Here is a 23,940-nt window from a genome sequence, read left to right on the forward strand (position 1 = left end):
AATGATACGTTTGTTTGTCAATGTGGACCACGTCGCCACCCTGCGGGAAGCCCGCAAAACCTTGGAGCCGGACCCGCTGAAAGCCGCACACCTGGCGGAGCAGGCCGGGGCCGACGGCATCACCGTGCATCTGCGTGAGGACCGGCGGCACATTCAGGACAGGGACGTGCACCGTATTCGGGAGGGCATCCGCACGCCGCTCAATCTGGAGATGGCGGCAGTGGAAGAGATGGTGGAACTTGCCATCAACGTCAAGCCTTACCAGGTGTCGCTGGTGCCGGAGAAACGGCAGGAGATCACCACCGAGGGAGGCCTTGACGTGATCTCGAAGAAAGGATATCTGGCGGACATCCGTCAGCGTCTGGCTCCCCTGGGTATCCGGTTCAGCCTGTTTGTGGATCCGGATTTGGAACAACTGAACGCTGCGATGGAAACGGGGGCGGACAGCATCGAGATCAATACCGGTCTTTACACCGAGCTCACCGACCCGGAGCAGATGGCACGGGAACTCCAAAAAATCCAGGCCGCAGCCCGCCACGCGAAGGGCCTGGGTCTCCGGGTGTTTGCCGGGCACGGGTTGAACAACGAAAATGTGGTTCCTATCGCCGCGGTCCCCGAGGTCGAGGAACTCAACATCGGTCACAACCTGGTGGCACGGTCCGTGTATTGCGGCATGGAGCAGGCCGTTCGCGACATGATCCGGTGCATTGAAAAAGGTGTGGCGCAAAGAACGGTTTCTGCATGAAACCCGTGTTCATCGTATTGACCCCGCAATCAATTTGCACCATAATCGTAATCCCGCATTGCCCTGTTAGCGTCCCGCCACATTGGCGTTGAACAAGCCACGGAAGCAAGCGAAAATGACCACGACCCCGCCCTCCGGGACCGGGCCAACGTGTTTTCAGTCCAAGAAAAGCGCAAGCAAAGCAATTGGAGGTATCGGTATATGGCCACTAAAGTGGGTATCAACGGTTTCGGCCGCATCGGCCGAAACGTTTTGAAATGCATATTGAGTGACAAGGAATGCGGCGAGCTGGTGGACGTTGTGGCCATCAACGATCTCACCGATGCGGCGACCCTCGCCCACCTGTATAAATACGATTCCGTGCAGGGCGTCACCAAGGGTGAAGTGAAGGCGGACGGGGACAACCTGATTATCGATGGAAAAAAGATCAAGGTCCTGTCTGTGAAGGATCCGGCCGAACTCCCATGGAAAAGTCTGGGCGTCGATGTGGTGATCGAGTCCACCGGCATCTTCACCAAGCGGGATGCCGCGGCCAAACACCTGACCGCCGGGGCGAAGAAAGTCATCATTTCCGCACCCGCCACCGATCCGGATGTGACGGTGGTGCTGGGTGTCAACGAAGGCAAATACGACCCCAAACAGCATTCCATCGTTTCCAATGCCTCCTGCACGACCAACTGCCTTGCTCCGATGGTGAAGGTGCTGCATGACCGGCTCAAGATCAAGAAGGGATTGATGACCACCATTCATTCCTACACCAACGACCAGCGAATTCTGGACCTGCCGCACAAGGACCTGCGCCGGGCGCGGGCGGCCAACCTGTCGATGATCCCGACCACCACCGGAGCGGCGAAGGCAGTGTGCATTGTCCTGCCGGAGCTGGAAGGCCGACTCGACGGCATGGCCATCCGTGTTCCCACCCCCAACGTTTCGCTGGTGGACTTCGTGGCCGAAGTGGAAAAAGATACCTCGACGGAAGAAGTCAACGCCATGTTCCGCGAAGTGGCAGAGGGTGAACTCAAGGGCATCCTGCGTCTTGAGGAACAGCCGCTGGTGTCGATCGATTTCAACGGCGACGAGGATTCCTCGATCATCGATGGCCCCTCGACCAAGGTCATGGGAAAGAACATGGTGAAAGTGCTGTCGTGGTACGACAATGAGTGGGGCTATTCCTCTCGCACGCGGGATATCTTGAAGTTCATGATCAAAAAAGGAATCTGAGCGCCAACGGACAATGGGCTTTATGCGAAAGATCCTGATTGCCGGCAACTGGAAAATGAACAAGACCCTTTCCGAGACGGAGGGGTTGTTGCAAGGGCTGGTCCGGCGGCTGGATTCCAGTTGTCCGGCGGAAGTGGTGGTGGCACCGCCGTTCACCTCGCTTTCGCTTGCGGCATCCCTGCTTAAGGGAACCGGTATCGGGCTTGCCGCACAGAATGTGTTTGCCGAAGACGCTGGTGCCTTTACGGGTGAGATTTCGGCGCCCATGCTGGTGGAGGCGGGGTGCGGCTGGGTGATCGTTGGCCACTCGGAGCGCCGGCACCAGTTCGGCGAACCGGAGGCCCTCATCAACCGAAAGGTCAGGCACGCTCTCGATCATGGCCTCAACGTCATCCTTTGTGTCGGTGAAACCGAGGTCGAACGCGATGCAGAGCAGACCGAACACGTGGTCCATCTGCAATTGACCGAAGGCTTGAAGGGCGTTGAGCCGTCTGCGGTCAGAAGGGTGGTCGTCGCTTACGAACCGGTGTGGGCCATCGGTACAGGCAAGAACGCCACTCCTCAACAGGCTGAACAGGTGCACTGCCTGATCCGTCAATGGATCGGCGAATTGTATGGGCCCGCCGCCGGGGAGTCCATACGGGTTCTTTACGGAGGCAGTGTGACGCCGGAGAACAGCCGTGGTCTTCTTGGGGAAGACAATATCGATGGCGCTCTGGTGGGCGGCGCGAGTTTGGACGTGGATTTATTTTGTGCTATTATTGGCTCGGTTGAGTGATTCTTAGGAGGTTGGTTTGCATACGTTTGTTACGGTATTACACATTGTCGCCGCAGTTTTCCTGATACTCGTCGTCCTGCTGCAGTCCGGCAAAGGCGCGGCCATGGGAGCGGTGTTCGGTTCCGGGTCCAGCCAGACCATGTTTGGCAGCAGTGGAGCGGGAAATTTTTTGACCAAACTCACCACCGTTGCGGCCATCGTGTTCATGATCACGTCCCTCAGCCTGGCGACGGTGCTGTCCAGCAAAAAGCAGGATTCCGTGATCAACGAAGTGGAAGAAACCACGACCATCCCGACCCAGCCAGCCCAGGACAATTCCAAGAAATAATTTCGCTTCAATGCCGATGTGGTGGAACTGGTAGACACGTGCGCTTGAGGGGCGTATGGGGCAACCCGTGGGAGTTCGAATCTCCCCATCGGCACCATCCACTTGCCTTCACCGGCAAGGGCCTCCGAATTTGAATCATGCAGATTCAAACGCTGGGCGACCTGTTTGCCCATCCAAGCTTCCAGACCCTGTTCCTCACTATCCTGATTGTCTTCGCCAACATCATCATTGGTGTCAGCATGCTTCCCCAGGACCGGCGAAAGCGCTTGTACCAGTTGCACCGTTACGTTTATGTCGCGTCGATCGCCATGTTGGGTTTGTTTCTCTATGTCAACCACCAGCTAGGGAACAATGACGGATTCATCTATTTTGTTGCCGCCTACTTTCTGACTGCCATCCCGTTGAGCCGTAAAATGAACGTCACCCTGCATGCGGTGATCGCGTCCGTCGGCCTGGTTCTGTTGATCGGCATGGCTGCCTTGAACGTATTATGAGCCAGAAAGGGCAATTGCGGCGGGTTTCGGGATTGTGCTTTAATGTGGGTAATTCAACCGGTGCATGACGACGGAAGGGTTTGAATGAGCCATTTTGATCTCGCCATCCTGGGAGGTGGCACTGCCGGTCTCGCCGCAGCCCGGCAAGGCAGTGACATGGGCGCCCGCGTGTGTCTCGTAGAGATGGATGCCCTGGGGGGCCACTACCTGAATCGTGGACTCCACCCTGTGCGCACCCTCCTTGCCGACCCGGAATTCGGGGCTGTTCGGCCTGTCGATTGGGAAAGCGTGCGGACACGTTTTTCCTCCATTGCTCAGGCCGCTTCGAACGAGGCGAGGCATGACCTGGAAGCCTCCGGCGTGACCCTGATCGAAGGCAAAGGAACCCTTGCCGGAACCGGTACCCTGCGCGTTGAAACGGAAAAGGGCAAGCAGGAAGTGCAGGCCGATAATGTGGTTCTGGCAATGGGGTCGGATGCCGAATCCATTGCCACCGTTCCCTTCGATGAAGACACCATCCTTCCTGTCGACCGGTTTCTCGAATTGGAGAAATTACCGGAGTCGATCCTAATCCTGGGAGACGGGGTGGCGGTGATTGAAACGGCGCTCTTCTTTAACCGCCTGGGTACCAGGGTGTTCCTGTGCAATGAACAGAAACGCATGATCGCCGACCGCGACCCCGAACTGATCGATGTCCTGGAAGCCGGTTTGAAGCGGGCCAAGGTCAAATCCCTGTTCAATAAAAAGATCCTGTCCATTTTGAAGCAAGACGGTGGTATCGATATCACCCTGGATGGGGGAATCAAGTTTTCCGTCGAAAAAATCCTGGTTGGATACAGGCGCGTGGGGCGCACACCGGGTTCGTTGGACGCCGCGATGGGCATGGAAATGGGAGACCGTCGTGAAATCTGGGCCGACGCCTGCATGCGTACGTCCGTTAAGAATGTGTTTGCTGCGGGAAGTGTGACCGGGCACGAACGTTCGCCGGAACACTCCAGCGAGGAAGGCCGCACCGCCGCACAGAACGCACTGGGAAAAGAAAGAATTCTGGACCCGGGTGGCATTCCTTTTCGCCTGCATTCCAATCCGCCTCTGGCTGCGGTGGGTTGCCGGGCGGAAGACGCACACCACAAGGGATATTTGAAACCGGTGGAAGGCCGTTTCAACGGGTTGCCTTTGAATGTGGACGAAATTCCCGGTCAGGGTGGTGGGTTTTGCAAATTGCTGGCCGACCGGGAGAGCCGGAAAGTCATCGGTGCACAGATATCCGGAATCGGCGCTTCCGAAATGCTCACCCTGGCGACGCTGGCCATTCATCGGGGCATGACAGTGAAGGCGCTGACACAACTTTTACCCGGTTTTGGGGACTCCGCAATCGGGGTTTTGGAAGCCGCGCGGGCCTGCCTGCGAGGTTTGACTCCAAGGCGATAATTCAACGGTTTGTGATGTAACTATCTTACCTTGACTCCATTTTCTAATTATGTTAAAAACCATCCTTTGCTAGAGTGGTATGTCCATTCTTGGCTGACTATCCAGGATTTCAGGATTTATATAAACAATTGAGTTAAAAGAACTTATGGCACAGCCTTCCAAAAATCCAAACATCCCCCCGGCCAAGCCTGCGGCCAAGGACAAGGGCGGTAAAGAGAAACCCAACAATCTTTACTCAAGACGGGATTTTTTCTCGTATGCCGGTTGGGCCGGATTCATGGCCACTTTGGGTTTGTCATCCGTTTATTTTCTCCGCTTGTTGTTCCCACGTGTGTTGTTCGAGCCGTCTCCCAAGTTCAAGGCTGGCAAGGTGAGTGATTACACAGTGGGCGAAGTGAGCACCAAGTGGGTCAAGGATCAGCGTGTCTGGATTGTGCGTGAGGAGCAGCGGCTGTATGCGATTCTCGCCCGCTGCACGCATCTGGGTTGCACGCCCTTGTGGCTGCGATCGGAAGGTAAGTACAAGTGCCCCTGTCATGGCAGTGGTTTCACAATGGATGGAATCAATTTCGAAGGTCCGGCTCCACGGCCTCTGGAACGGTTGAAGGTAGGCATTGCCCCGGACGGTGAAATTGTGGTCGATAAAAGCAAGGTGTTTCTGTACGAGAAAGGCGAGTGGGAAGAGCCGGGTTCTTACCTCAGGACCTGATGGGCATGTTCCCGTACTCGCCTTTTTTTATTAGATTAATCAGCAGTGTTTAGGAGATTGAGTTTTGGCTAAACCCAAAATTCCGAATTTTGAAGAGATCAAAGAGTCCATCAAAAGCGGAAAGCTTTTTGAGGAAGCGGCGGAGAAGATCACCGAATCCCAGGTTTGGACCTCGTCGTTCCGTCATGGATACGCCGACACTCCGCGGAACCGCGTTTTGCAGATCGCGAGTAACGTCTGGCTCCACCTGCATCCCGTAAAAATCCACCGCCATGCGCTGCGTATCAAATTCACATGGTGCATGGGTGGAATTACCTTCCTGCTTTTTCTTTCCCTCGTTGTGACGGGCATCATCCTGATGTTTTACTACCGTCCGGTGGGAGAGTACGCTTACTATGACATGAAATACCTGCAGTATGACGTCCCGTTCGGCATGTTGATGCGGAACATGCATCGATGGGCGGCGCACGCGATGGTCATTACCGTCTGGTTGCACATGTTCCGGGTGTTTTTGACAGGCTCGTACAAACCACCCCGCGAGTTCAACTGGGTTATCGGCGTGTTCCTCGTGACCTTCACGCTTCTCCTGAGCTTCACCGGTTACCTCCTGCCGTGGGACCAATTGGCGATGTGGGCGGTCACCGTAGGCACCAACATGGCGCGGGCGACACCGTTCCTCGGGTCTGAAGGTCCTTTTGCGGAATATGTGGGTGTGACGGCAAGGTACGACGCTCGTTCCATGCTGTTGGGAGGCAGTCTTGTCGGGCCGCCGGCGTTGCTCCGTTTTTACGTATTGCACTGCATTCTGATACCTCTGGTGGCCGGCGCCCTGATGATCGTCCATTTCTGGCGAATCCGAAAGGACGGAGGCATCTCCGGACCGCTTTGATAGGTTGTTGTTCACGTTTCGCTGATTGAAACTTTTTTGAAGGATAGGAAGTCTTTCTATGGGGACCGCAGAGAAACCACCTGCCAAGCCACCCGCCAAACCGGCCGCCAAGGCGCCGGCTAAAGCGGCTCCGAAAAAGAAAGTAGAGGATCTGCCGGAGAAGGTCCACGTCTGGCCGTATCTGGTCCGTCTGGAATTTCTCTGCGCCATCATCGTCAGTGTTCTGTTGACGGTGTGGTCGATCACCATCGATGCGCCGCTTGAAGAAGCGGCCAATCCGACGAAGACACCCAACCCGTCCAAGGCGCCGTGGTATTTTCTCGGCCTGCAAGACATCCTGGTTTATTTTGACCCCTGGTTTGCGGGTGTTGTGGCGCCGGTTCTCATTATCGTTGGGCTCATGCTGATTCCCTATCTCGATGTGAACCCCAAGGGCAACGGGTACTACACCTACACCGAGCGTAAGCTGGCTATCTGGGTTTACAGTTTCGGCTTTCTCGTTCTCTGGATTGCGCTCATCATCATGGGCGTGTTCCTGCGGGGTCCGGGCTGGAACCTGTTCATGCCCTGGCAGTACTGGGATCCGCACAAGGTGGTGGCCCTGACCAACGTCGATCTTCCCTATGCACTCGGCGTGCGTACCTATGACATGGCCATGCTGGTGGGTGGTGTCGTGGTGCTCGGTTATTTCGCCGTCGGGACCGCCGTTTATTTTTTCATGGAGAGAAAAGCCCTCAAAACCGTAGGCTTCCTCCGCATGTTCCTAAAGGTGCAATTGTATTTGATCATGATCGGTATCGTCATCAAGATCGCCCTGAGGCTCGGGTTCAATATCAAATACATTTGGGTCACCCCCTGGTTTAACGTTTAACGGGCTTTTCAGAAACATCCATGGCTGAAGAAACTAAAGATCCCCAAGAGGAAGAAAATAAGGAAGACTCCGCGTTCCAGGATGGGGAGTTTGATGAGCGCACTTCGTACAGCTTTCTGTTTTTCCTGTGTTCCGGTGCCTTGCTGTTCGTGACCCTGTGGGCTTTCTGGGATGACGAATTCATCCGGCGCGGCTACAAGGATTTTCAGGATACCTACAACGAGGCCCAGTACGAGCGCGCGCGTGCGGAATACGTGGAAGTCACCGAGAAAATCGAGGGGCGTACCGAGGAACTCCGTCAGGCCATTGCCAAGGAAGAAGAGAAGCTGGAAAATGATGAGGAATACCAGCAGCTCGCGGATGCGGCCTGGAATGCCCAGGTGGCACTGGATGATGCCAAGGAAGCGTTGAAATTCGAAAAAAGCCGGCTGGACGAATATTATTACTACTACAAAAAAGCCCAGCATGAAGGCAAGAATTATGAAGTCGAGCTGAATCGAGTTGAGGAGACCAAGCACCACATCGCCGACTTCGAGCCGATCATTGAAGACCTCACCCGCAAGCGCGATGACGCGGAAGCCAAACTTCTGGAGTTCAAGGTCCGCAAGAAAAATCTTGAGAATGAACTGGCAGGCTTGACCAACCAGCAGGTCATCCTCGCCCAGAGAATGGATTACTACAAGCCCTTCAATCTGTTCCTGCGGCCCGCTGAGATCAAGCAAACGGTCATTCCCGGTTCCGCCAAAAACAAGTTTGGCGAGATCATTTACAAAGTGGACCGGTGCCACACCTGTCACGTTTCTTTTGCCGATCCCTACTATGAAGATTTCAAGGAACCTCTCAAAACCCACCCGAACCGGGAAATCCTGATTGAACACCACGATCCTCTGGAAACGGGTTGCACATGGTGTCATAGGGGGCAGGGGACGGCCACGGCACCTACGGAAGATGCCCATGGCTCCCATCATGAAATGGACCAGACCCTGGGCATCAACGAACCCCTTCTTCACGGCAGTCTCATGCAATCGAACTGCACCAACTGCCATGCCGAAGTGGTCAGTCTGAAAGGGGCTCCCATCCTCACCAAGGGCAAGAAGCTGTTCCTGAAGCTGGGTTGTCATGGTTGCCACCTTGTTGAAGGGTTTGCGGAAGAACGCAAGGTGGGCCCGAGCCTGCGAAAAATTGCCGCCAAGGTCGATCCCAGCTGGTTGTACCGGTGGGTTAAAAAGCCGAAAGATTACCTGCCGGAAACACGCATGCCGGATTTTGGTTTGAGCGACGAACATGCGCTCGCCATTTCTGCTTACCTTTGGGATAAATCCGAAAAGGGGTACCAGCTTCCCGAAAAGTTCAAAGGGGGCGATCCCAAAAAGGGACAAGAGCTTTTTGAATCTGTAGGGTGCCAGGCCTGCCACAAGCTGAAAGGGAAGGGTGAACGGTTTGCTCCGAACCTGAGTAACATCGGCGAGAAGGTTTCCGCCGACTGGATAGTGAGCTGGCTAAGTAATCCGCGCGATTACAACCACGAAAGCAAAATGCCCGATATGCGCCTGAGCGTGGAAGAGGCGTCGAACATCGCCGCGTACCTGATCCAGTTTGGGAAACCGGTGGAGATTCCAGGAATCGAAAGGAAATACAAGGATCCGGATACCATCGCGTTTGGTGAAAAACTGGTAAGAAACCGGGGTTGTTTTGCCTGCCACAATGTTCCCGGAATGGAAAAGGAAGGCCGCATTGCGCCGGAATTGTCTTCATTCGGCAGTAAACAGGTCCGCGAGCTGGAATTTGCCGATACGCACATCCCTCACACCTGGGAGTCTTGGACGTATAACAAACTAAAAGATCCCACGGTGTATCGCACCGAACGCATTCTCGATAAAATGCCGGACTTCGAGTTGGCGGAAGATGAGATCCAGGCCCTGATGGTTTTCCTTCGCGGATTGAATGGTTTGTTCATACCCGAACGCTACAAAAGGAATTACTCCCAGGATGAGTTGACTATTGAGCGTGGCCGGAGATTGATCACGCAATTCAACTGCCGCGGTTGCCATATTGTGGAAGGGTATGGCGGGGACATCCAGGAACACCTGAAGTCCACGGCCCAATATCCGCCTCCGCTCGAAACCAAAACCTATCACGTGGGGGATCGACTGAAGGGATCCTGGTTGTATTCCTTCATGAAGAAACCCACTCCTGTGCGCAAATGGGTTGAGGTTAAAATGCCAACTTTCAACTTGACCGATTCCCAATTGCGTGACCTGACGGCCTATTTCGAGCTGGTGGCTCCGAGTGAAATCAAATACGAAGCAGGGGTTCACCTGAAGAAAGACAAGGCTTCCATTGAGAACGGCGTCAAGATGGTCAACTACATGGAATGCGGCAAATGCCATGATGGAGGCGACAAGGGAATCGAATTCAAGATCGCACAGGAACGCCTGCGCGAGGAATGGATTCCCAAATGGTTGAAGGACACGCGTGAAATGATTCCCTGGACGCCGATGCCTAACCATTGGCCGAAGGAGGACGGGGATTACACCATCCAGACCAAATTCCATAAATTGAGTACGATTGAAAACGGCGACATTGACAAGCAGGCCCAGGATATCACCGACCTGCTGGTTTCCTACGACAAGCCCGGAGTCGATATGAGCCTGTCTCTCGAAGAGGAAGATCCCTTCATGGACGGTTTCTTTGATGGGGGTTTTGGTGAACCTCTGGATGAGGAAGAAGACGACTCGGAAGCCGGGGATGAAGAGGATGATGAGGACGACGAGTTCGCCGACGACGACTTCTGATTTTGTTAGACAGACCGGGTTTGTTGTATAATCCGGTAGATTTATTGCTCATCTGTTAGGAAGGTTGAAAACATGCAGCCCTCAGCTTTGGAAAACTTTCTTTTGATCGCGCTGAAACCGGACAACATGCCCATTGGCGGCATGCTGTTCATCGTTGCTTTTGTTTTCTGGATAGCCATTCGCCAGATGATCAAGCATGACCGGTTGATCAAAGAAGGAAAGAAAGAAAAAATATTCGATGAGATGATCAAATAAGTGCAAATATTCATCACGGTCATTGTTGCTTTTATTCTGGGGCTGGTCCTCATTTTTTTTCTCAAAAACACCCAGCCCCAGGCCCCCCGGGAATCCATTCAGTTCGATAACGATAACGAAAAACCTTCCTACCTTCAGGACCCCGATGAATTTCGTTCCAAGTGTCTCGAGTTTCTAGAAAAATTCAATCTGGAATACCGCCACTCGGTCTGGGCCAACGACTCCGAACTGGAAATAGACATGCAGGACGAAACCCCCGTCGTGGGTGGCAAATACCTTGCGCTCTGCATTATCAATCCTCCTTACAACCTTGTGGACGCCATGAAGGTAAAGGGGTTTCTGGATTCCGTCCGCGGCGAGGGTGCAGCGCGAGGCATCATCATCACCACCGGTTACTTTTCGGACGACGCCTACCGGCAGATTGAAGAAGAGCCGGTGGAACTGGTCAACGTCCACTCCTTCCTGAAGTACCTCAAAAGTTTCGACATTTACTGATCCGGGCTCTCATGTCCCGCGAGATTTGGTCTGGCAGGCACTCTATGTTATACTGTCTGCCTTATGAAAATCTCAAAACTTATTGAAACCATACGCCCTGCGCTTTCTTTCGAGTTTTTTCCGCCGAAAGACGACGACGGGTTCAATCAGCTGTTCACCGCCATCGAAAACCTCAAGCCCTGCCAGCCTGTCTACGTGTCGGTCACCTACGGCGCCATGGGCAACACCCGCACCAAGACTCTGGATTTGGTCAAGCGCATCAAACGTGACCTCGACCTGGAAAGCATGGCGCACCTGACTTGCGTCGGTTCCAATTCCGATGAAATCGCCGAGGTGCTGGATGCCCTGCAGGACGCCGGGATCGAAAACGTGCTTGCCCTGCGCGGCGACCCGCCCAAGGACCAGGAATATTTTGTGCGGCCGAAAGACGGCTTCGGGTTTGCCAACGAACTGGTGGATTTCATCAAAAAAAGGGGTTACGACTTCTGTATCGGCGTCGCCGGGTACCCGGAGAAGCACATCGAGTGTCCGGACATGAACACCGACCTCGACAACCTGAAAAAAAAGGTCGATGCGGGGGCGGATTTCGTGGTCACCCAGTTGTTTTTCGACAACGATCACTATTTCGATTTCGTGGACCGGGCCATCGCCCGCGGCATCAACGTGCCGATCATCCCCGGCATCATGCCGATTCAGAACCTGAAGCAGATCAAGCGTTTCACGAAAATGTGCGGATCGACGATCCCCGATCCCCTGTTGTTGCGGATGGAAGCCCATTCGGAAGACACGGATGCGATCAAGGAAATCGGCGTCGAACACGCGACCGAGCAGTGCGAGGGCCTGCTCAACGGCGGCGCACCGGGCATTCATTTCTACACGCTCAACCGCTCCCGGGCCACCCTCAACATTTTCGAGAACCTGAAAAAACTGGTGGATATCACACCGAACCCCTGACCCTCTGCTGGTGATTGGCCGGTTGCGATGAGGATTCTCAAGGCGCTGACGCTATGGCTCCTGGTCTGTACCACCGGCTGTTCCCCCACGCCCGGCGTTTCTCCGGATCAGACCTTCGACATCACCGAGGATATGGTGATGATCCCGGCGGGCAAATTCCAGAGGGGCTGCGACGCCCTCGGTCCGGAACACGGCGCGCCCGCGCATGAGGTGTACCTCAACGCCTTCATGATCGACCAGTACGAAGTCACCAATAAAAAGCTGGAAGAGGTCATGCCGGACCACCTTCTGCGCCGCAGTGCCTCTTCCAGTTGCGACAACTGCCCCGTCTCCAAAATCACCTGGTACGAAGCCGCCGACTACTGCCACCTCATCGGCAAAGCCCTGCCCAGTGAAGCGCAATGGGAAAAGGCCGCCGGCGGAGCCAACGGCTGTGAATTCCCCTGGGGACCGGACTGGGACCCCGCCATGGCCTACGGCGGTAAGGAACTTGCGGACAACGCCACGCCCGTCGGGCAATACCCTCCCAACCAGTACGGCCTCTACGACATGGCGGGGAACATGTGGGAATGGGTGGCGGACTGGTATTCCCCGCGCTTTTATTTTCTGGGAGAATTGATGTACAATCCGCGCGGACCCCGCCGCGGCGTCATGAAGGTCAGGCGCGGCGGGGCGTGGTCGGACAGCATCAACGGCATGCTGGTCGGCTACCGCGACTGGAGTTATCCGTTCTCGCGGAGCTTCAGCGACATCGGGTTCCGCTGTGTCATCAACCTGAAACCACCGTCATGAGCGCCACACCCAAACTCGATTACATCAACCGCCTCATCCGCGAAAACCTGAGCGAAGACGGCGACCTGGAACTGAAAGGCCTGTTCATCGGCGACGAGGGCTTGACTGCGCTTTGTGAGGCGGAACGGGTGGAGGAGGTCGTCAACCTCGACCTCAGCAAAAACCACCTCACGCACAAAGCCATGCCCGCGTTCGCGCAGTGTCCCCGGTTCGCCAACCTGCGCCGCCTCTACATGGGAGAAAACCAGATCAGTGACCGCGGCGCGGTGGCGCTGGTGGAGGCGGATTTCTGCGCCAACCTTTTGCAGTTGGACCTGCGCATCAACGACATCGGCGAGGAGGGCGGCATGGCCATTGCCGAAGGCCCATTCAAGAAATTGCAGGTGCTCATCCTGCAGGACAACCCCATCGGCGACGACGCGCTCATCACCATGGCGAAGCACCCCGGTTTCGCCAACGTGCGCAAGCTGAACATATACCGGACGAACATCACCGACCGCGGCATCAAAACGCTGGCGCGATCGAAAGTATTTCAGAAGGTGAAGCACCTGAATGTGGCGCGGAATGTATTGCGGGTGGATGCGGCGGTGGCGCTGGCCAACACCAAGACCTTGCAGAACGTCGAGACCCTGCTGATGTTCGACACCTACATCGGCGACAAAGGCGTCGAAGCCCTCTCCCAATCCGAATGCCTGCCCAAGTTACGGACTTTGCGATTGACGTAGAATCAAAAAAGGTTCCAATGAAATTCCTTGAGGTCGATAGATTTGTTTGTGTGTTCGCCATCAAGATCGGCGTCCTTGGAGGGATTTTGGGATTGTTGTTGATTTATCTCTCTTTAAGGATTGGAGGTTATCCAATTCTGGATTTCAGGAATTGGAATTTGGTTCTAAAGGAATTATTTACTTTTAATAGAACGGGTCAGTGCTTGTTATTCTTGGCGGGTGTGGGGGTGTTCTTTTTCAGTCTCTATTTAGTCACTCAGAATTTAATTGGCCTAAAGCCCAGTCATTGTTGAACCGCGATTGCTTATTTCAATAAAAGAATGAAGAATCTCATTTTAATAAAGCTCGTTTTTTTATTTAGTTGCTCTATTTGTTTTGGTGGTGAGTTTCAAAGCCCTCTGTTAAGTGAAGAATATTTGCAAAAAGAATTTAATATAGCGTCGTTTGATTATATTAGAAACAAGGAGTTTAATTATGATGGGTTTTTGCAAATAAAGAATTTCGGACCGTTTAACGAGATTTTCATCTTTACAGGAAAATATAAGACGAGAACCCCGAAGGGGTATCCTACATTTGTGGCTATATTGAGTAATAATGGGGATGGTTATAAAAAAGAGGCGGTTATCAACTTTGTTAAGGAAAACATTGATTACCTGAAGCTTTATGAAGAGAAAATTTATATAGTTTTTGTGGATTCGTCAGAAGATTTTGGAGAAATTAAATACAGCGAAGGCAAATTCCATTATGTAGATCTATTTGAAGAGTTTTGATTTATAAGATGAGGGTATTCGCCTGACAGCGGCCTGCTGATGTTTGACACCTGCATCGACGACAAAAGCGTCGAAGCCCTCTCCCAATCCCAATGCCTGCCCAAACTGCGGACTTTGCGTCTTACTTGAAATGACTATCGACTATTTGAAAAATTAGAGATTGGTAAAAAATGATGGGGTTGTCGCTCAAACCTAAAGGCTTTAACCTGTATTTGGTTTTTTTTGTAACCGCGTTTTATCTATTAAGACCTGGTTTATTGGAGGCCAAAACCATTCCAGAAGAGTTGGCGGAATTTGCCCGATCCAAAGGGTGCGCGCCAATAGAAAATTATTACGAAAATAAACCGGGAATGGTACTACCGCTCTATCTGTACGGCTACACTTCGATATATGAAAGTGACAAGGATCAAAGTGCTGTGGTTTGGTGTTCCCGAGATAATAAAAATGTATTACTTTTTTTATATAAAGATGAGTTTTCTGAATTAGCCAAGTGTCCTCACGAGATTGAATGGAATGGTCCGCCCCGAGGACTTTCCTATTTTATGGACGCTGAACTGACATTAAATGAATTTCAATTTATTACGAATCCAGATAATACTGGTGACAAGAATATAAAAATGTCTCATAAGGGAATTTCGAGCATTTATGATGGGGTGGGAGTTCAATTTTATTGCCACGAGGGGAATTGGCTTTTTCGGCTTATTCATTGAATTCCTTAACTACTTAAAAAAGTCCAGGGCAATAAGTTTAAAAACTCACCAATACCGTTCTTCCAGCCAGGGGTTGGCGTTGTTGTTGTAACCGCGTTGTTCCCAGAACCCCAGCTCGTCGTCCTCGCGAAAGACGATCTCGCCGATCCATTTCGCTCCCTTCCATGCGTACAACTGCGGCGTGATCATGCGCACCGGCCCGCCGTGTTCCTTCGACAGCGGCAGGCCCTCCCAGGTGTGGACCAATAGCACGTCGTACTTCATGGCTTCCTCGATCGGCAGATTGGTGGAGTAGCCGTCGTACGCCTTGATGTACACGTAGCGCACTTCCTTCTGCACCCGGCAATGGTCCGCCAGGTCCGAAAAGCGCACGCCTTTCCAGCGGTTGTCCAGCCGGCTCCACGAGGTGACGCAATGGAAGTCCGACACATCCTCCACCTGCGGGAATTTGTTGAACTCCTCCCAGTTGAACGTCGCCGGGTAGTCCAGAAGACCCGACAGCGTCAGTGACCAGTTCTCCAGCGGGATTTCCGGCTGGAAGCCGAGGTCGAGCACCGGCCAGCGGTCGGTGACATTCTGCCCCGGCGGGGTTTTGGGCATGCCGTCGCGGTTCAGCGGGCCTTCGCCCATCGGCACCTCGCCGGTCCATTCCTTGCCCTCCTGCCGGGCTTTCTGGTACTGGATCATCGCCTCGCGCGTGCGGATGCGCTTGGAATTGGGATCGGGGACAGGATATTCCATGAAAAACCTTTGAATTCACTTCAATTACAAAAACTCCGCCGGAAACGCCGGGGAACGGGACATCAGGGCCATCCTTTTTTGGATGGAGCCTGGAGGAAATGGTTTCGAATAATTAAAATCCCTTTAAAAACAATAATTTAAATCCACCCCGGAACTTCTCCAAAAGGGCCAATAAAGCCTAAAGCAATTTTTCGATTATTCCGAAAAGAGTTAAAGGCATTAACAGCGGAGACGTCAACGCAAATGAACTTGAAAATCCTTACCTTCAACTGGCACGAACCCTACATCTGCCTGATGGCCCACACCGGGTATGAATTCCACATAATCGAGCCGGAAACCGGGGCCGGTCAGCGGAGGCAATGGGACCGGAACATGCGGCCGCTACCGGAAAACGGTCGCATCGTCAGTGAGAAAGAAGCCCTGCAGGGTCTCGATGAAGGCAGCTACGCCCTCTTGGTGGCGCATAACATGAGGGACCTCGCGTGGGCACGGGACTACGACCTGCCCAAGATCGCCGTTTTTCATAACAAATTCACCACCGAGGCCGGGTTGAGCGGCAACCAAGTGGATAAGGAAGAATACTACCGCATGGTTGAGGACCTGACCCGCGACGTGCACCGCGTTTTCATCTCCCAGAGCAAGCGCGACGACTGGGGGCTGGAAGGGGACATCATCCGCCCCGGCCTGCCGCTGGACGAATATGGCGGCTACGACGGGAGCGGGGGGTTCGTCCTGCGCGTCGCCAACAACCTGAAAGAACGCGACCTGATGCTGGGTTACACGGCGAGCTCGCAGATCGTCGAAGGATTCGATTGCGTCACCCTCGGACAGAACCCACAGATTCCAGGAAGCCGTCTGTCCCGCGGATTCGAGGACCTGTGCGACCACTACCGCCGCGGACGCGTGTTCCTCAACACCACGGTCGACGGTTACGAGGACGGCTACAATCTGTCGATGCTGGAAGCCATGGCCACCGGCATGCCGGTGGTTTCCACCCGCAACGCGACGTCCCCCATCGAAAACGGAGTGAACGGTTTTATTTCCGATGACATCGCCGCCCTGCGCCGGGGGGTTGAGGAATTGTTGGATGATCCGGACAAGGCCCGCGAAATGGGTCAGAGCGCGCGGGAGACGGTGGGGCAGCTGTTCCCGATCGGCCGGTTTGTCAAAAACTGGAAGCAGGCGGTGCAGACGGCGATCGACCAGTTTCTCGTCCGCCATGAAGCGATGGAAGAGGGGGCCTCCGAAGGCTTTGGGGAGCTGCCTGAAAAACTCAATATCCTGATGGACACCAACGGCAATCCCGTCACCACCGCGCATTACCTGGAACGGGCGCTGCGGAAACAGCATGATGTCATTACCTGCGGTTCCGCGTTCACTCCCGAGCATCGCCGTAACTGGAACATGGGAGCCCTCGACTGGCCCGCCAACCAGCCGGAAATCAGACGCGAACCGAATGAGTCGATCCAGTCTGTGATCGGAAAAATCCCCGCTGACTGGCGGCCCAACCTGTACCTGTACGTAGAGACCGGGTTGAACGCGATTCCGGTGGACCTGCATACGCTTCAAGTGCCGAAAGTGTGCTACCTGATCGACACCCACCTGAATAAGGATCAGCATCTTAATATCGCGCAACATTTCGACATGGTTTTCCTCGCACAAAGGGAATATGTCGATGAATTTAAAAAAGCGGGCATCCCTTATGTGGAGTGGCTGCCACTGGCGTGCGACCCGGAAATTCATGGAAAGCAGGATTTGGAAAAAGAGTATGACGTCGGGTTCGTGGGAAGCGTCCTTCCCAGCCTGCCGCGGCGCAAACAGTTGCTGGATAAACTGGGTGAACATTTTGATGTCCACATCGACCGTCAGTTCATGCAGGGAATGGCGGCGGTGTTCAGCCGGTCACGCATCGTGTTCAACAACGCCGTGCGCAACGACCTCAACATGCGCGTGTTCGAGGGGTTGTGTTCCGGCAGCCTGCTGGTCACAGACGAGGCAGAGGGAAGCGGCCTCATTGACCTGTTTGAGAATGGAAAACACCTGGTTGTTTATCAGGACGAGTCGGTCGTCGATACTGTGCGGCACTATCTGGCCAACCCGGAAGAAGCAGAGCGCATCGCGGAAGCGGGAAGGCAGGAGGTATTGGCGCGGCACACCTACGATCACCGCGCGCTGACACTGGTCGCTCATGTGAGAGAATGGATGAAGGCATTATCCACTCAGGAAATGGAAACGGTATCCCATGATGGAGGAATTTCCGATTATTACCGGAATGTCCGCCGGGACCTGCTTCATCTGGTGCCTTTGGAGGCCCGGTCTGTACTGGAAGTCGGGTGTGGTGCCGGACATACCGGGAACGCCATCAAACAGAGGCAGGGCGCGTATGTTGCGGGTATCGAGATCAATACTCAGGTGGCCGGTGAAGCCCGCCGGAATCTGGATCGGTTGGTGGAAGGAAGCGTCGAGTCCATGGACCTGCCTTTCGAGGAAAAGAAATTTGACTGCATCCTGTTTGCGGATGTCCTGGAACATCTCGTGGATCCGGCAATGGTCTTGCGTAAAACCCTCCCTTATCTCAGTGAACAGGGGGTGGTGGTGGCGAGCATTCCCAATATCCAGTACCACGGCATCCTGAATCAACTGGGGGAAGGCAACTGGACCTATGAAGACGAGGGCATACTGGACCGCACGCATCTGCGGTTTTATACCCTGAAGGAAATTCAAAAACTGTTTGCGGAAACGGGATACGAAGTTCAGGTTGTGGAAGAAAACCTCGACCCTCAGTATGAAAAATTCGCTTCCTCCGGCCGGACCAGCCTGCGCACCGGAAGGGTGACCATTTCAGACTTGACGCCGGAAGAACTGAAACGGTTTTTCGTAATCCAGTACAAAATTGTGGCCCGTCCGGCCAAGAGAACGGTACCCCATTCGCTGAATACGGGAGACCTCCGAAGAAAAACAGGAAAACTGGAAAATTCCCGAAAAAACATCGAAGCGATTCTGGGTATGAACACAAGCCATGTCAACGGCATGGCACATGTGGAAAAACCGGAAAAAAGCGAAATCACAAAAAGTGAGGTTTGTTCATGAGCCGGTTTGAGGCAAATATAAAAATTCTTGAAAGAATGGATCCTCATTTGGCCGCTCGGGTGAAATCGGAACCGGTTTCCGAAAACATTTCAATTGCCCGCTCTGTGGAAGGCATGCCCGTTCCCATTTACGGGAATTATTCCCTGCACAGCACTTATTATCCGGAACGGGATGCGGCGGCAAGTATTCGTGAATTCCATCCAGAGTCGAGTTCCGTAATTGTGGTCCTCGGTCTCGGGTTTGGATACCACGTCCGGGCTTTGCTTGACCGGTTTCCAAATAAGCTGGTTGTTATTGAGCCAAAAATGAGCCTGTTCCGGGTTTATCTGGAACATGTGGACCTCAATGTATTTGCCGACCGGGTTCAGTTCCGTGTTGATGAGCCCCCTCCCAAAATCCTGGCCAGAAGCAATACAAGCAACTGGGATGTGTTTGTGCATGCTCCCTCCACTTTTATTTCACCAGATTATTTCCAGAAGATGAGCCAGTGCATTCGGGTAATGGAAGTGCTGGAAAACAATTCCCTCCGGATACTTGTAGTGAATCCCGTTTATGGTGGTTCATTGCCCACCGCCCGGTTTTGCAAAGAAGCGCTGATTTCCATGGGGCATGAGGTCGACAGTTTGGACTGCGATCGTTTTAAGGATTCTTATTTTGAGATGCAGAAAATCACCAAAATTGAGAATAATCAGCGGTCACTGAATAACAAGTTTTTGAGCCTCATGGGAGATGCCGTAGTGGCGCGGGCGGTCGAGTTCAAGCCGGACCTGGTACTGGCTCTGGCGCAGGCCCCGATGAGCCCGGAAGCCGTGACCAAATTGAAGGAAATGAAAATTCCCGTTGCATTCTGGTTCGTTGAAGACTTCAACACCCTGACTTACTGGAAGGATGTGGCAGGTCAGTACGACTATTTTTTTACAATTCAGCAGGGGGAATTTTTCAATAAATTGAAGGCGCAGGGACTGGATAATTTTTATTATCTTCCCCAGGCGGCACACCCCGAGACTCAGAACCCTGTGGAATTGGATGAAGACGAGTATAAACAATTTGCCGCGGACCTTTCATTCATGGGGGAAGGTTATTACAACCGGCACAGGGCCTTCACCCGCCTGTTGGACCAGAATTTCAAGATTTGGGGAACGGGCTGGAACCAGAATCCCGTTTTCTGGCCTCATTTGCAGAACAAGGGTGAACGGGTGAGCAGCGAGGATTGCGTTAAAATTTATAACGCCGGTAAGGTTAACCTGAATCTTCACTCTTCAACCTATCACGATGGAGTCAACCCGAACGGCGACTTTGTCAATCCCCGTACTTTTGAGATCGCTGCTTGCGGCGGATTCCAACTGGTGGATGAACGGTCGGAACTTGGGGACTGTTTTCGAACCGGCGAAGAGATGGTTACTTTCTCGAACCTGGAAGAAATGCGAGCCAAGGCCCTTTATTATCTCGATCATCCTGAAGAACGCAGGATGGTTGCAGAACGGGGGCGGCTGCGTGTCTTAAGGGAACACACCATAAGGCACCGCATGCATGAAATGTTGTTGCACATTTACTCCGAAAGGGAACAGGAACTGGAAATCCGCACGAGCAGTCGCGATAGCGAATTGGATCGGGCGCTTGCCCAGGTGGCGGACGATACGGAACTTCGGGAGTTTCTGGAACCTTTTCGTGGTCAAAGGGACTTTAAATTTCAATCTGTAATCAATCGAATCAATGAAGAAGAAGGGTCTTTTAAAGATCCCGAACTCCTTTTCCTGATGGTGGATCAAATCATTCCTAAAAAGAGCTGACTATGGCCAAGAATATTCTCATACTCAATCAGACGCGAATGGGGGACCTGGTCCAATGCACCCCGCTTATCGCGGGCCTTCGCAGGAAACACCCTGATGCCAGAATCACTCTTGCGGTAAACAAGTCGTTTGAAGAGTTTGCCAGAAAAATTCCTCACGTGGATGAGCTGGTGGTGTTCGATATCACGCAATACAACGACCGTGACTGGGGACGGGAAGTTATTTGGGTGACGCTGGCAAAATATCTAAAAGCATGGCTTGATGCATTGCGGACCAAACAATTCGACATGGTTGTCAATCTCAGCCATTCTATTCTCAGTGCATACATGATCAAGTATCTGCGGATTCCCGAAACTCGCGGGTTCTGCTGCAATGAAGAAGGAAACCGTAAAACCGAACATCCCTGGTTTCAGTATTTTTTCACAGAACCCATGAACCGTGCATACAACACCTTCAATCTAGTAGATATTTTCGGAAGGGGAGGGGACATTGAACCCGTCACCCACGGTCTTCGGGTGGATCATGGGGCTGAGGATGATGCGGCCGTTGCGGATCTTCTGAAAACCTATGAACTGGATAAGGACGAACTGGTGATCGGCATTCAGGCCGGGTCCAGTATTGCCGACCGCCGCTGGCCCGCGTCTCGTTTCGCAGAACTGGCAGACCGACTGATCGAAAACCACAATGCCCGAATCATTTTATTCGGGGTCAAATCGGAGATGGAACTGGCGGAACAGATTTCCGGTTCTTCCAGTCATTCCGACCGAATAGTAAATCTTTGTGGACGGACTTCCATTACCCAGCTTATCGGTATGCTCAAACGCTGCCGGTACCTCGTGACCAATGATACCGGTACCATGCATATTGCGGCGGCTTTGAATGTTCGAATCGTGGGCCTGTTTTTTGCGCACGCGCATCCGTATGAAACCGGTCCCTTTTCAGAAGGCGACCTCATATTTCGTGCAAATATTCCCTGCGCACCCTGCAGCTATCAGGTTCATTGCAGTAACGTGATCTGCATCGACAAAGTCCAGGCACGGCATGTAGAGGCCATGATCAGTGGCCACCTTCATATCGGTCGCTGGCAGGTTCCGGATTTCATGAAGAACCTTCCTGATGTGGACCTTCTGGAATCAGGTTTCGATGAAGAAGGTTATCTTGCCTTCAAACCGCTAATTCGTCATCCACTGAATTTAGAAACCCTGTTCGCTCAAGCCTACCGTCGCATGTGGAGGGATCGCCTCCTGGAAGTTCGCGAACATCCCACATTGGGTTCTATGGAAGCCATTACCCGGTTCCTGGAGCAGCATTTTATTATTGAAAAGGACAAAATTCTTTTGGGTGCGGTTCAGGAAAAGAGGAAGGAACTGGAAAGACTCATCCGACTCGTATCTGATGGCCAAATTGTCAGCGAAAAGCTGATGTCTGTTTACAGGGAGCGGGGGTTTGACAAGCCCCGGATCCAGGCACTCGGCGAGCGGATAGCAGGCATCGATAACGCCATTCGCAGAGCCGGATTGACCCATCCTGAACTCAACCCCCTTTGCGACATGTTCGATCGCAGAAAGGAAAACTTTGAGGGAGAGGACCTGTTGGACCTGGCCGGGAAAACGCAGGAATGTTACCGCAAATTTGAAATGGAAGCCCGGTCCCTTAACGAAATCATGGGATTTTTAACCGAATTTCTGGATGGGAGCCGGATGGAAATGGGTCAGGCGGAAGTGAGTTCCAGCAGAATGGCCGTTCCCGGCAGGTAAGAAGGTGAGGGGGAGGTTCCGCGATCTTTGAGGTAACCCTCCAGGAATTCCAGGGCGGCGCCGCCACCCGTAGATACGAAAAAATTGGACGCGAAGTAGTTGCACAGGGTGTATTTGTCCACATTATTGAACCCGATGGACAACAGCGATGCATTGATCGTTTTGTGCAACTGCTGAATGATCCGCCCCCGCACCTGGTATTTCATTCCTTCCAGATTGAGCTTGTTGAGAATTGCCGCGGAGTCGCCCCCGCCGATGACAACAGACATGTTTTCGTTGCTTATGGCGGCGGAAAACAGCAGCTCTGCAAGCTTGACCGAACCTTCAGCATATTGCTCCGTCTGCGGGTGATCGTAGGCACCGAGCGGACCGTTCCAGAATACATTCTGAATTTCTCCTGATTGCCCTTCCAGCAGGATTTTGCGGGCGTAGTTTTCAATGGTACGCGGCCCCAGGTCCAGTTGGAAATCTTCCTCAAAGTCCGGCTCGTCCTTCACCACGTACTCGGTTTCAAAATAATCCTTGGTGATCTTGTAGTCGTCCGGAAACACGATACTGACTTCATTGGCTTCGGCAAGCTTCAAGATTTCGTCCGCGTAGCACACTTCCTTGACAACATCCGCCTTTTCTTCTTCCGTCTTGTTGAGAAACAATTTGGCGGGAAGATCTTTCTGCTGGAGTGTGGGAATTTTTTCGGCAAACTTTTGTGCCAGCAGAAAAGCATTCACCATTCTTCCACCAATAAAGATGAGACGGATCCGGCTGTCCACAAACTGTTTCAAAATGCCGATTTTATCCGCAATCTTAGCCCCACCGGCAATCACCGCCGTTTTTTCCGGGTAATCCAAAGCCTTTTGAGCAAATTTGCCGAGGCGGTTCACTTCAACATTTAGAAGGCTTCCCGCTACCACGGTTTTACCCTGCATGCGCATTTGTTGTGGAAGCAACTGGATGCTCTTGCTGACCCGGTGACTGCATCCGAAGGCGCAGTTGATGAAAATGTCCGAACAGGTTGCTACTTCCTCCATAAACTCCTGGCGGTAGGTGTCCGGATTGTTGGGCTCCAACAGGTAGCGGAGATTGGGCAGGAATTTGATGCCTCCCCGAGGCAGGCGGTGATTGGAAATGATATTCAGCGAATCTTTCAGGTGGGAGTCGGTAATTTCCGGCGGGAAAATCGTGTAGGTGTCCTCGTATAATTCCCTTATCAGTGTGTCAAAGTGGGAGCAGACGAACTGAATGTTGAAGACTCCGTCCCATCCCATAAAATCCTTTTTTTTATGGGGTCGACCCAGGTGGGAGCCGATAATGATCCGGCAATTGCCGTCGGTGAGCTCGTGAATTTTCTTGAAAGTGGTGTCTACGAAACGTCGAATGCGGGTGTCGTCGGCGACGCGGTATCCTTTGCTGGTGTTGACCAGGGGAACGTTGAAATCGACTCGGATGAATATGGTTTTTTCGATGAGGTCTGCCGGGGTCAAGTCATCCACACACGGCATTTTGGCGACGTTTTCCATGAGGAAAAATGACCTAATTAACTGATTTTATGTGTTATAATTGAAAAGTTAGGAAGGCCGATTCCAAGTTTTCCGCCGAAGCC

The 23,940-nt window shown here is 53.0% G+C and carries 22 protein-coding genes and 1 tRNA gene; 21 read left to right on the forward strand and 2 right to left on the reverse strand.

Annotated elements, in window-relative coordinates; translation table 11 throughout:
• The first annotated feature begins 1 nt into the window (after position 1).
• The 18 genes from ACTRXA_RS01465 to ACTRXA_RS01550 all read left to right on the forward strand — a co-directional run bounded on the left by ACTRXA_RS01465 (position 2) and on the right by ACTRXA_RS01550 (position 14,962).
• Positions 2-745 carry a pyridoxine 5'-phosphate synthase gene (locus tag ACTRXA_RS01465; protein WP_442425433.1) on the forward strand — a complete coding sequence of 248 codons (744 nt, stop codon included), beginning with the start codon at positions 2-4 and terminating at the stop codon, positions 743-745.
• 201 nt (positions 746-946) lie between these two features.
• Positions 947-1,966, forward strand: a complete 1,020-nt coding sequence (gap, locus tag ACTRXA_RS01470; RefSeq protein ID WP_442425434.1) for a type I glyceraldehyde-3-phosphate dehydrogenase — start codon at positions 947-949, stop codon at positions 1,964-1,966.
• Between the two features lie 22 nt (positions 1,967-1,988).
• Complete coding sequence (gene tpiA / locus ACTRXA_RS01475; RefSeq protein ID WP_442425435.1) at positions 1,989-2,744, forward strand: triose-phosphate isomerase; 756 nt, start codon at positions 1,989-1,991, stop codon at positions 2,742-2,744.
• Positions 2,745-2,760: 16 nt separating this feature from the next.
• The gene (gene secG / locus ACTRXA_RS01480) at positions 2,761-3,072 is read left to right on the forward strand and encodes a preprotein translocase subunit SecG (protein WP_442425436.1); all 312 of its coding nucleotides are present in this window, start codon (positions 2,761-2,763) and stop codon (positions 3,070-3,072) included.
• Positions 3,073-3,084: 12 nt separating this feature from the next.
• Positions 3,085-3,169, forward strand: a tRNA-Leu gene (locus ACTRXA_RS01485).
• A gap of 40 nt (positions 3,170-3,209) precedes the next feature.
• On the forward strand, positions 3,210-3,566 hold the full coding sequence (locus ACTRXA_RS01490; RefSeq protein ID WP_442425437.1) for a hypothetical protein: 357 nt from the start codon (positions 3,210-3,212) through the stop codon (positions 3,564-3,566).
• An 84-nt stretch (positions 3,567-3,650) separates the two neighbouring features.
• Entirely contained in the window at positions 3,651-4,997 is a 1,347-nt protein-coding gene (locus tag ACTRXA_RS01495; RefSeq protein WP_442425438.1) for an FAD-dependent oxidoreductase, read from the forward strand.
• 277 nt (positions 4,998-5,274) lie between these two features.
• Positions 5,275-5,706 (forward strand): ubiquinol-cytochrome c reductase iron-sulfur subunit, encoded by a 432-nt coding sequence (locus tag ACTRXA_RS01500; RefSeq protein ID WP_442425439.1) that lies wholly within the window; start codon positions 5,275-5,277, stop codon positions 5,704-5,706.
• Positions 5,707-5,770: 64 nt separating this feature from the next.
• Entirely contained in the window at positions 5,771-6,595 is an 825-nt protein-coding gene (locus tag ACTRXA_RS01505; RefSeq protein ID WP_005010202.1) for a cytochrome b N-terminal domain-containing protein, read from the forward strand.
• A 58-nt stretch (positions 6,596-6,653) separates the two neighbouring features.
• Positions 6,654-7,466: a Ubiquinol-cytochrome c reductase cytochrome b subunit PetD gene (locus ACTRXA_RS01510; RefSeq protein WP_005010206.1), complete on the forward strand. Its 813-nt coding sequence runs from the start codon at positions 6,654-6,656 to the stop codon at positions 7,464-7,466.
• 20 nt (positions 7,467-7,486) lie between these two features.
• Positions 7,487-10,261: a c-type cytochrome gene (locus ACTRXA_RS01515; RefSeq protein ID WP_442425440.1), complete on the forward strand. Its 2,775-nt coding sequence runs from the start codon at positions 7,487-7,489 to the stop codon at positions 10,259-10,261.
• A gap of 72 nt (positions 10,262-10,333) precedes the next feature.
• Positions 10,334-10,516: a hypothetical protein gene (locus ACTRXA_RS01520; RefSeq protein ID WP_005010216.1), complete on the forward strand. Its 183-nt coding sequence runs from the start codon at positions 10,334-10,336 to the stop codon at positions 10,514-10,516.
• Positions 10,517-11,011 (forward strand): restriction endonuclease, encoded by a 495-nt coding sequence (locus tag ACTRXA_RS01525; protein WP_442425441.1) that lies wholly within the window; start codon positions 10,517-10,519, stop codon positions 11,009-11,011. It abuts the gene before it with no gap.
• Between the two features lie 63 nt (positions 11,012-11,074).
• Positions 11,075-11,965, forward strand: a complete 891-nt coding sequence (gene metF, locus ACTRXA_RS01530) for a methylenetetrahydrofolate reductase [NAD(P)H] (protein WP_442425442.1) — start codon at positions 11,075-11,077, stop codon at positions 11,963-11,965.
• 27 nt (positions 11,966-11,992) lie between these two features.
• On the forward strand, positions 11,993-12,757 hold the full coding sequence (locus ACTRXA_RS01535) for a formylglycine-generating enzyme family protein (protein WP_442425443.1): 765 nt from the start codon (positions 11,993-11,995) through the stop codon (positions 12,755-12,757).
• Positions 12,754-13,482, forward strand: coding sequence for a hypothetical protein (locus tag ACTRXA_RS01540; protein WP_442425444.1), 729 nt, complete (start codon positions 12,754-12,756; stop codon positions 13,480-13,482). The genes ACTRXA_RS01535 and ACTRXA_RS01540 overlap by 4 nt, the downstream gene beginning before the upstream one ends.
• 320 nt (positions 13,483-13,802) lie before the next feature.
• Positions 13,803-14,252, forward strand: coding sequence for a hypothetical protein (locus tag ACTRXA_RS01545; protein WP_442425445.1), 450 nt, complete (start codon positions 13,803-13,805; stop codon positions 14,250-14,252).
• 170 nt (positions 14,253-14,422) lie between these two features.
• The gene (locus ACTRXA_RS01550) at positions 14,423-14,962 is read left to right on the forward strand and encodes a hypothetical protein (protein WP_442425446.1); all 540 of its coding nucleotides are present in this window, start codon (positions 14,423-14,425) and stop codon (positions 14,960-14,962) included.
• A 45-nt stretch (positions 14,963-15,007) separates the two neighbouring features.
• Here the strand turns inward: ACTRXA_RS01550 and ACTRXA_RS01555 are convergent, their stop codons facing one another.
• Complete coding sequence (locus ACTRXA_RS01555; RefSeq protein WP_442425447.1) at positions 15,008-15,703, reverse strand: molybdopterin-dependent oxidoreductase; 696 nt, start codon at positions 15,701-15,703, stop codon at positions 15,008-15,010.
• Positions 15,704-15,946: 243 nt separating this feature from the next.
• Here ACTRXA_RS01555 and ACTRXA_RS01560 point away from each other — a divergent pair, with 243 nt between their 5' ends.
• From ACTRXA_RS01560 to ACTRXA_RS01570, 3 genes are read left to right on the forward strand one after another with little or no spacing between them, the layout of a single operon-like run.
• On the forward strand, positions 15,947-18,793 hold the full coding sequence (locus ACTRXA_RS01560) for a glycosyltransferase family protein (RefSeq protein WP_442425448.1): 2,847 nt from the start codon (positions 15,947-15,949) through the stop codon (positions 18,791-18,793).
• On the forward strand, positions 18,790-20,583 hold the full coding sequence (locus tag ACTRXA_RS01565; RefSeq protein ID WP_442425449.1) for a glycosyltransferase family protein: 1,794 nt from the start codon (positions 18,790-18,792) through the stop codon (positions 20,581-20,583). Before ACTRXA_RS01560 ends, ACTRXA_RS01565 begins: the two co-directional genes overlap by 4 nt.
• Before the next feature lie 2 nt (positions 20,584-20,585).
• Positions 20,586-22,340, forward strand: a complete 1,755-nt coding sequence (locus ACTRXA_RS01570) for a glycosyltransferase family 9 protein (protein ID WP_442425450.1) — start codon at positions 20,586-20,588, stop codon at positions 22,338-22,340.
• On the opposite strand, the gene ACTRXA_RS01575 is transcribed toward ACTRXA_RS01570, so the two are convergent.
• On the reverse strand, positions 22,295-23,857 hold the full coding sequence (locus tag ACTRXA_RS01575) for a phosphoglycerate kinase (protein WP_442425451.1): 1,563 nt from the start codon (positions 23,855-23,857) through the stop codon (positions 22,295-22,297). The two genes, ACTRXA_RS01570 and ACTRXA_RS01575, sit on opposite strands and share 46 nt — an antisense overlap.
• Positions 23,858-23,940 lie beyond the last annotated feature (83 nt).

This window comes from Nitrospina sp. P1_D6, from assembly GCF_052156615.1.
GTDB lineage: Bacteria > Nitrospinota > Nitrospinia > Nitrospinales > Nitrospinaceae > Nitrospina.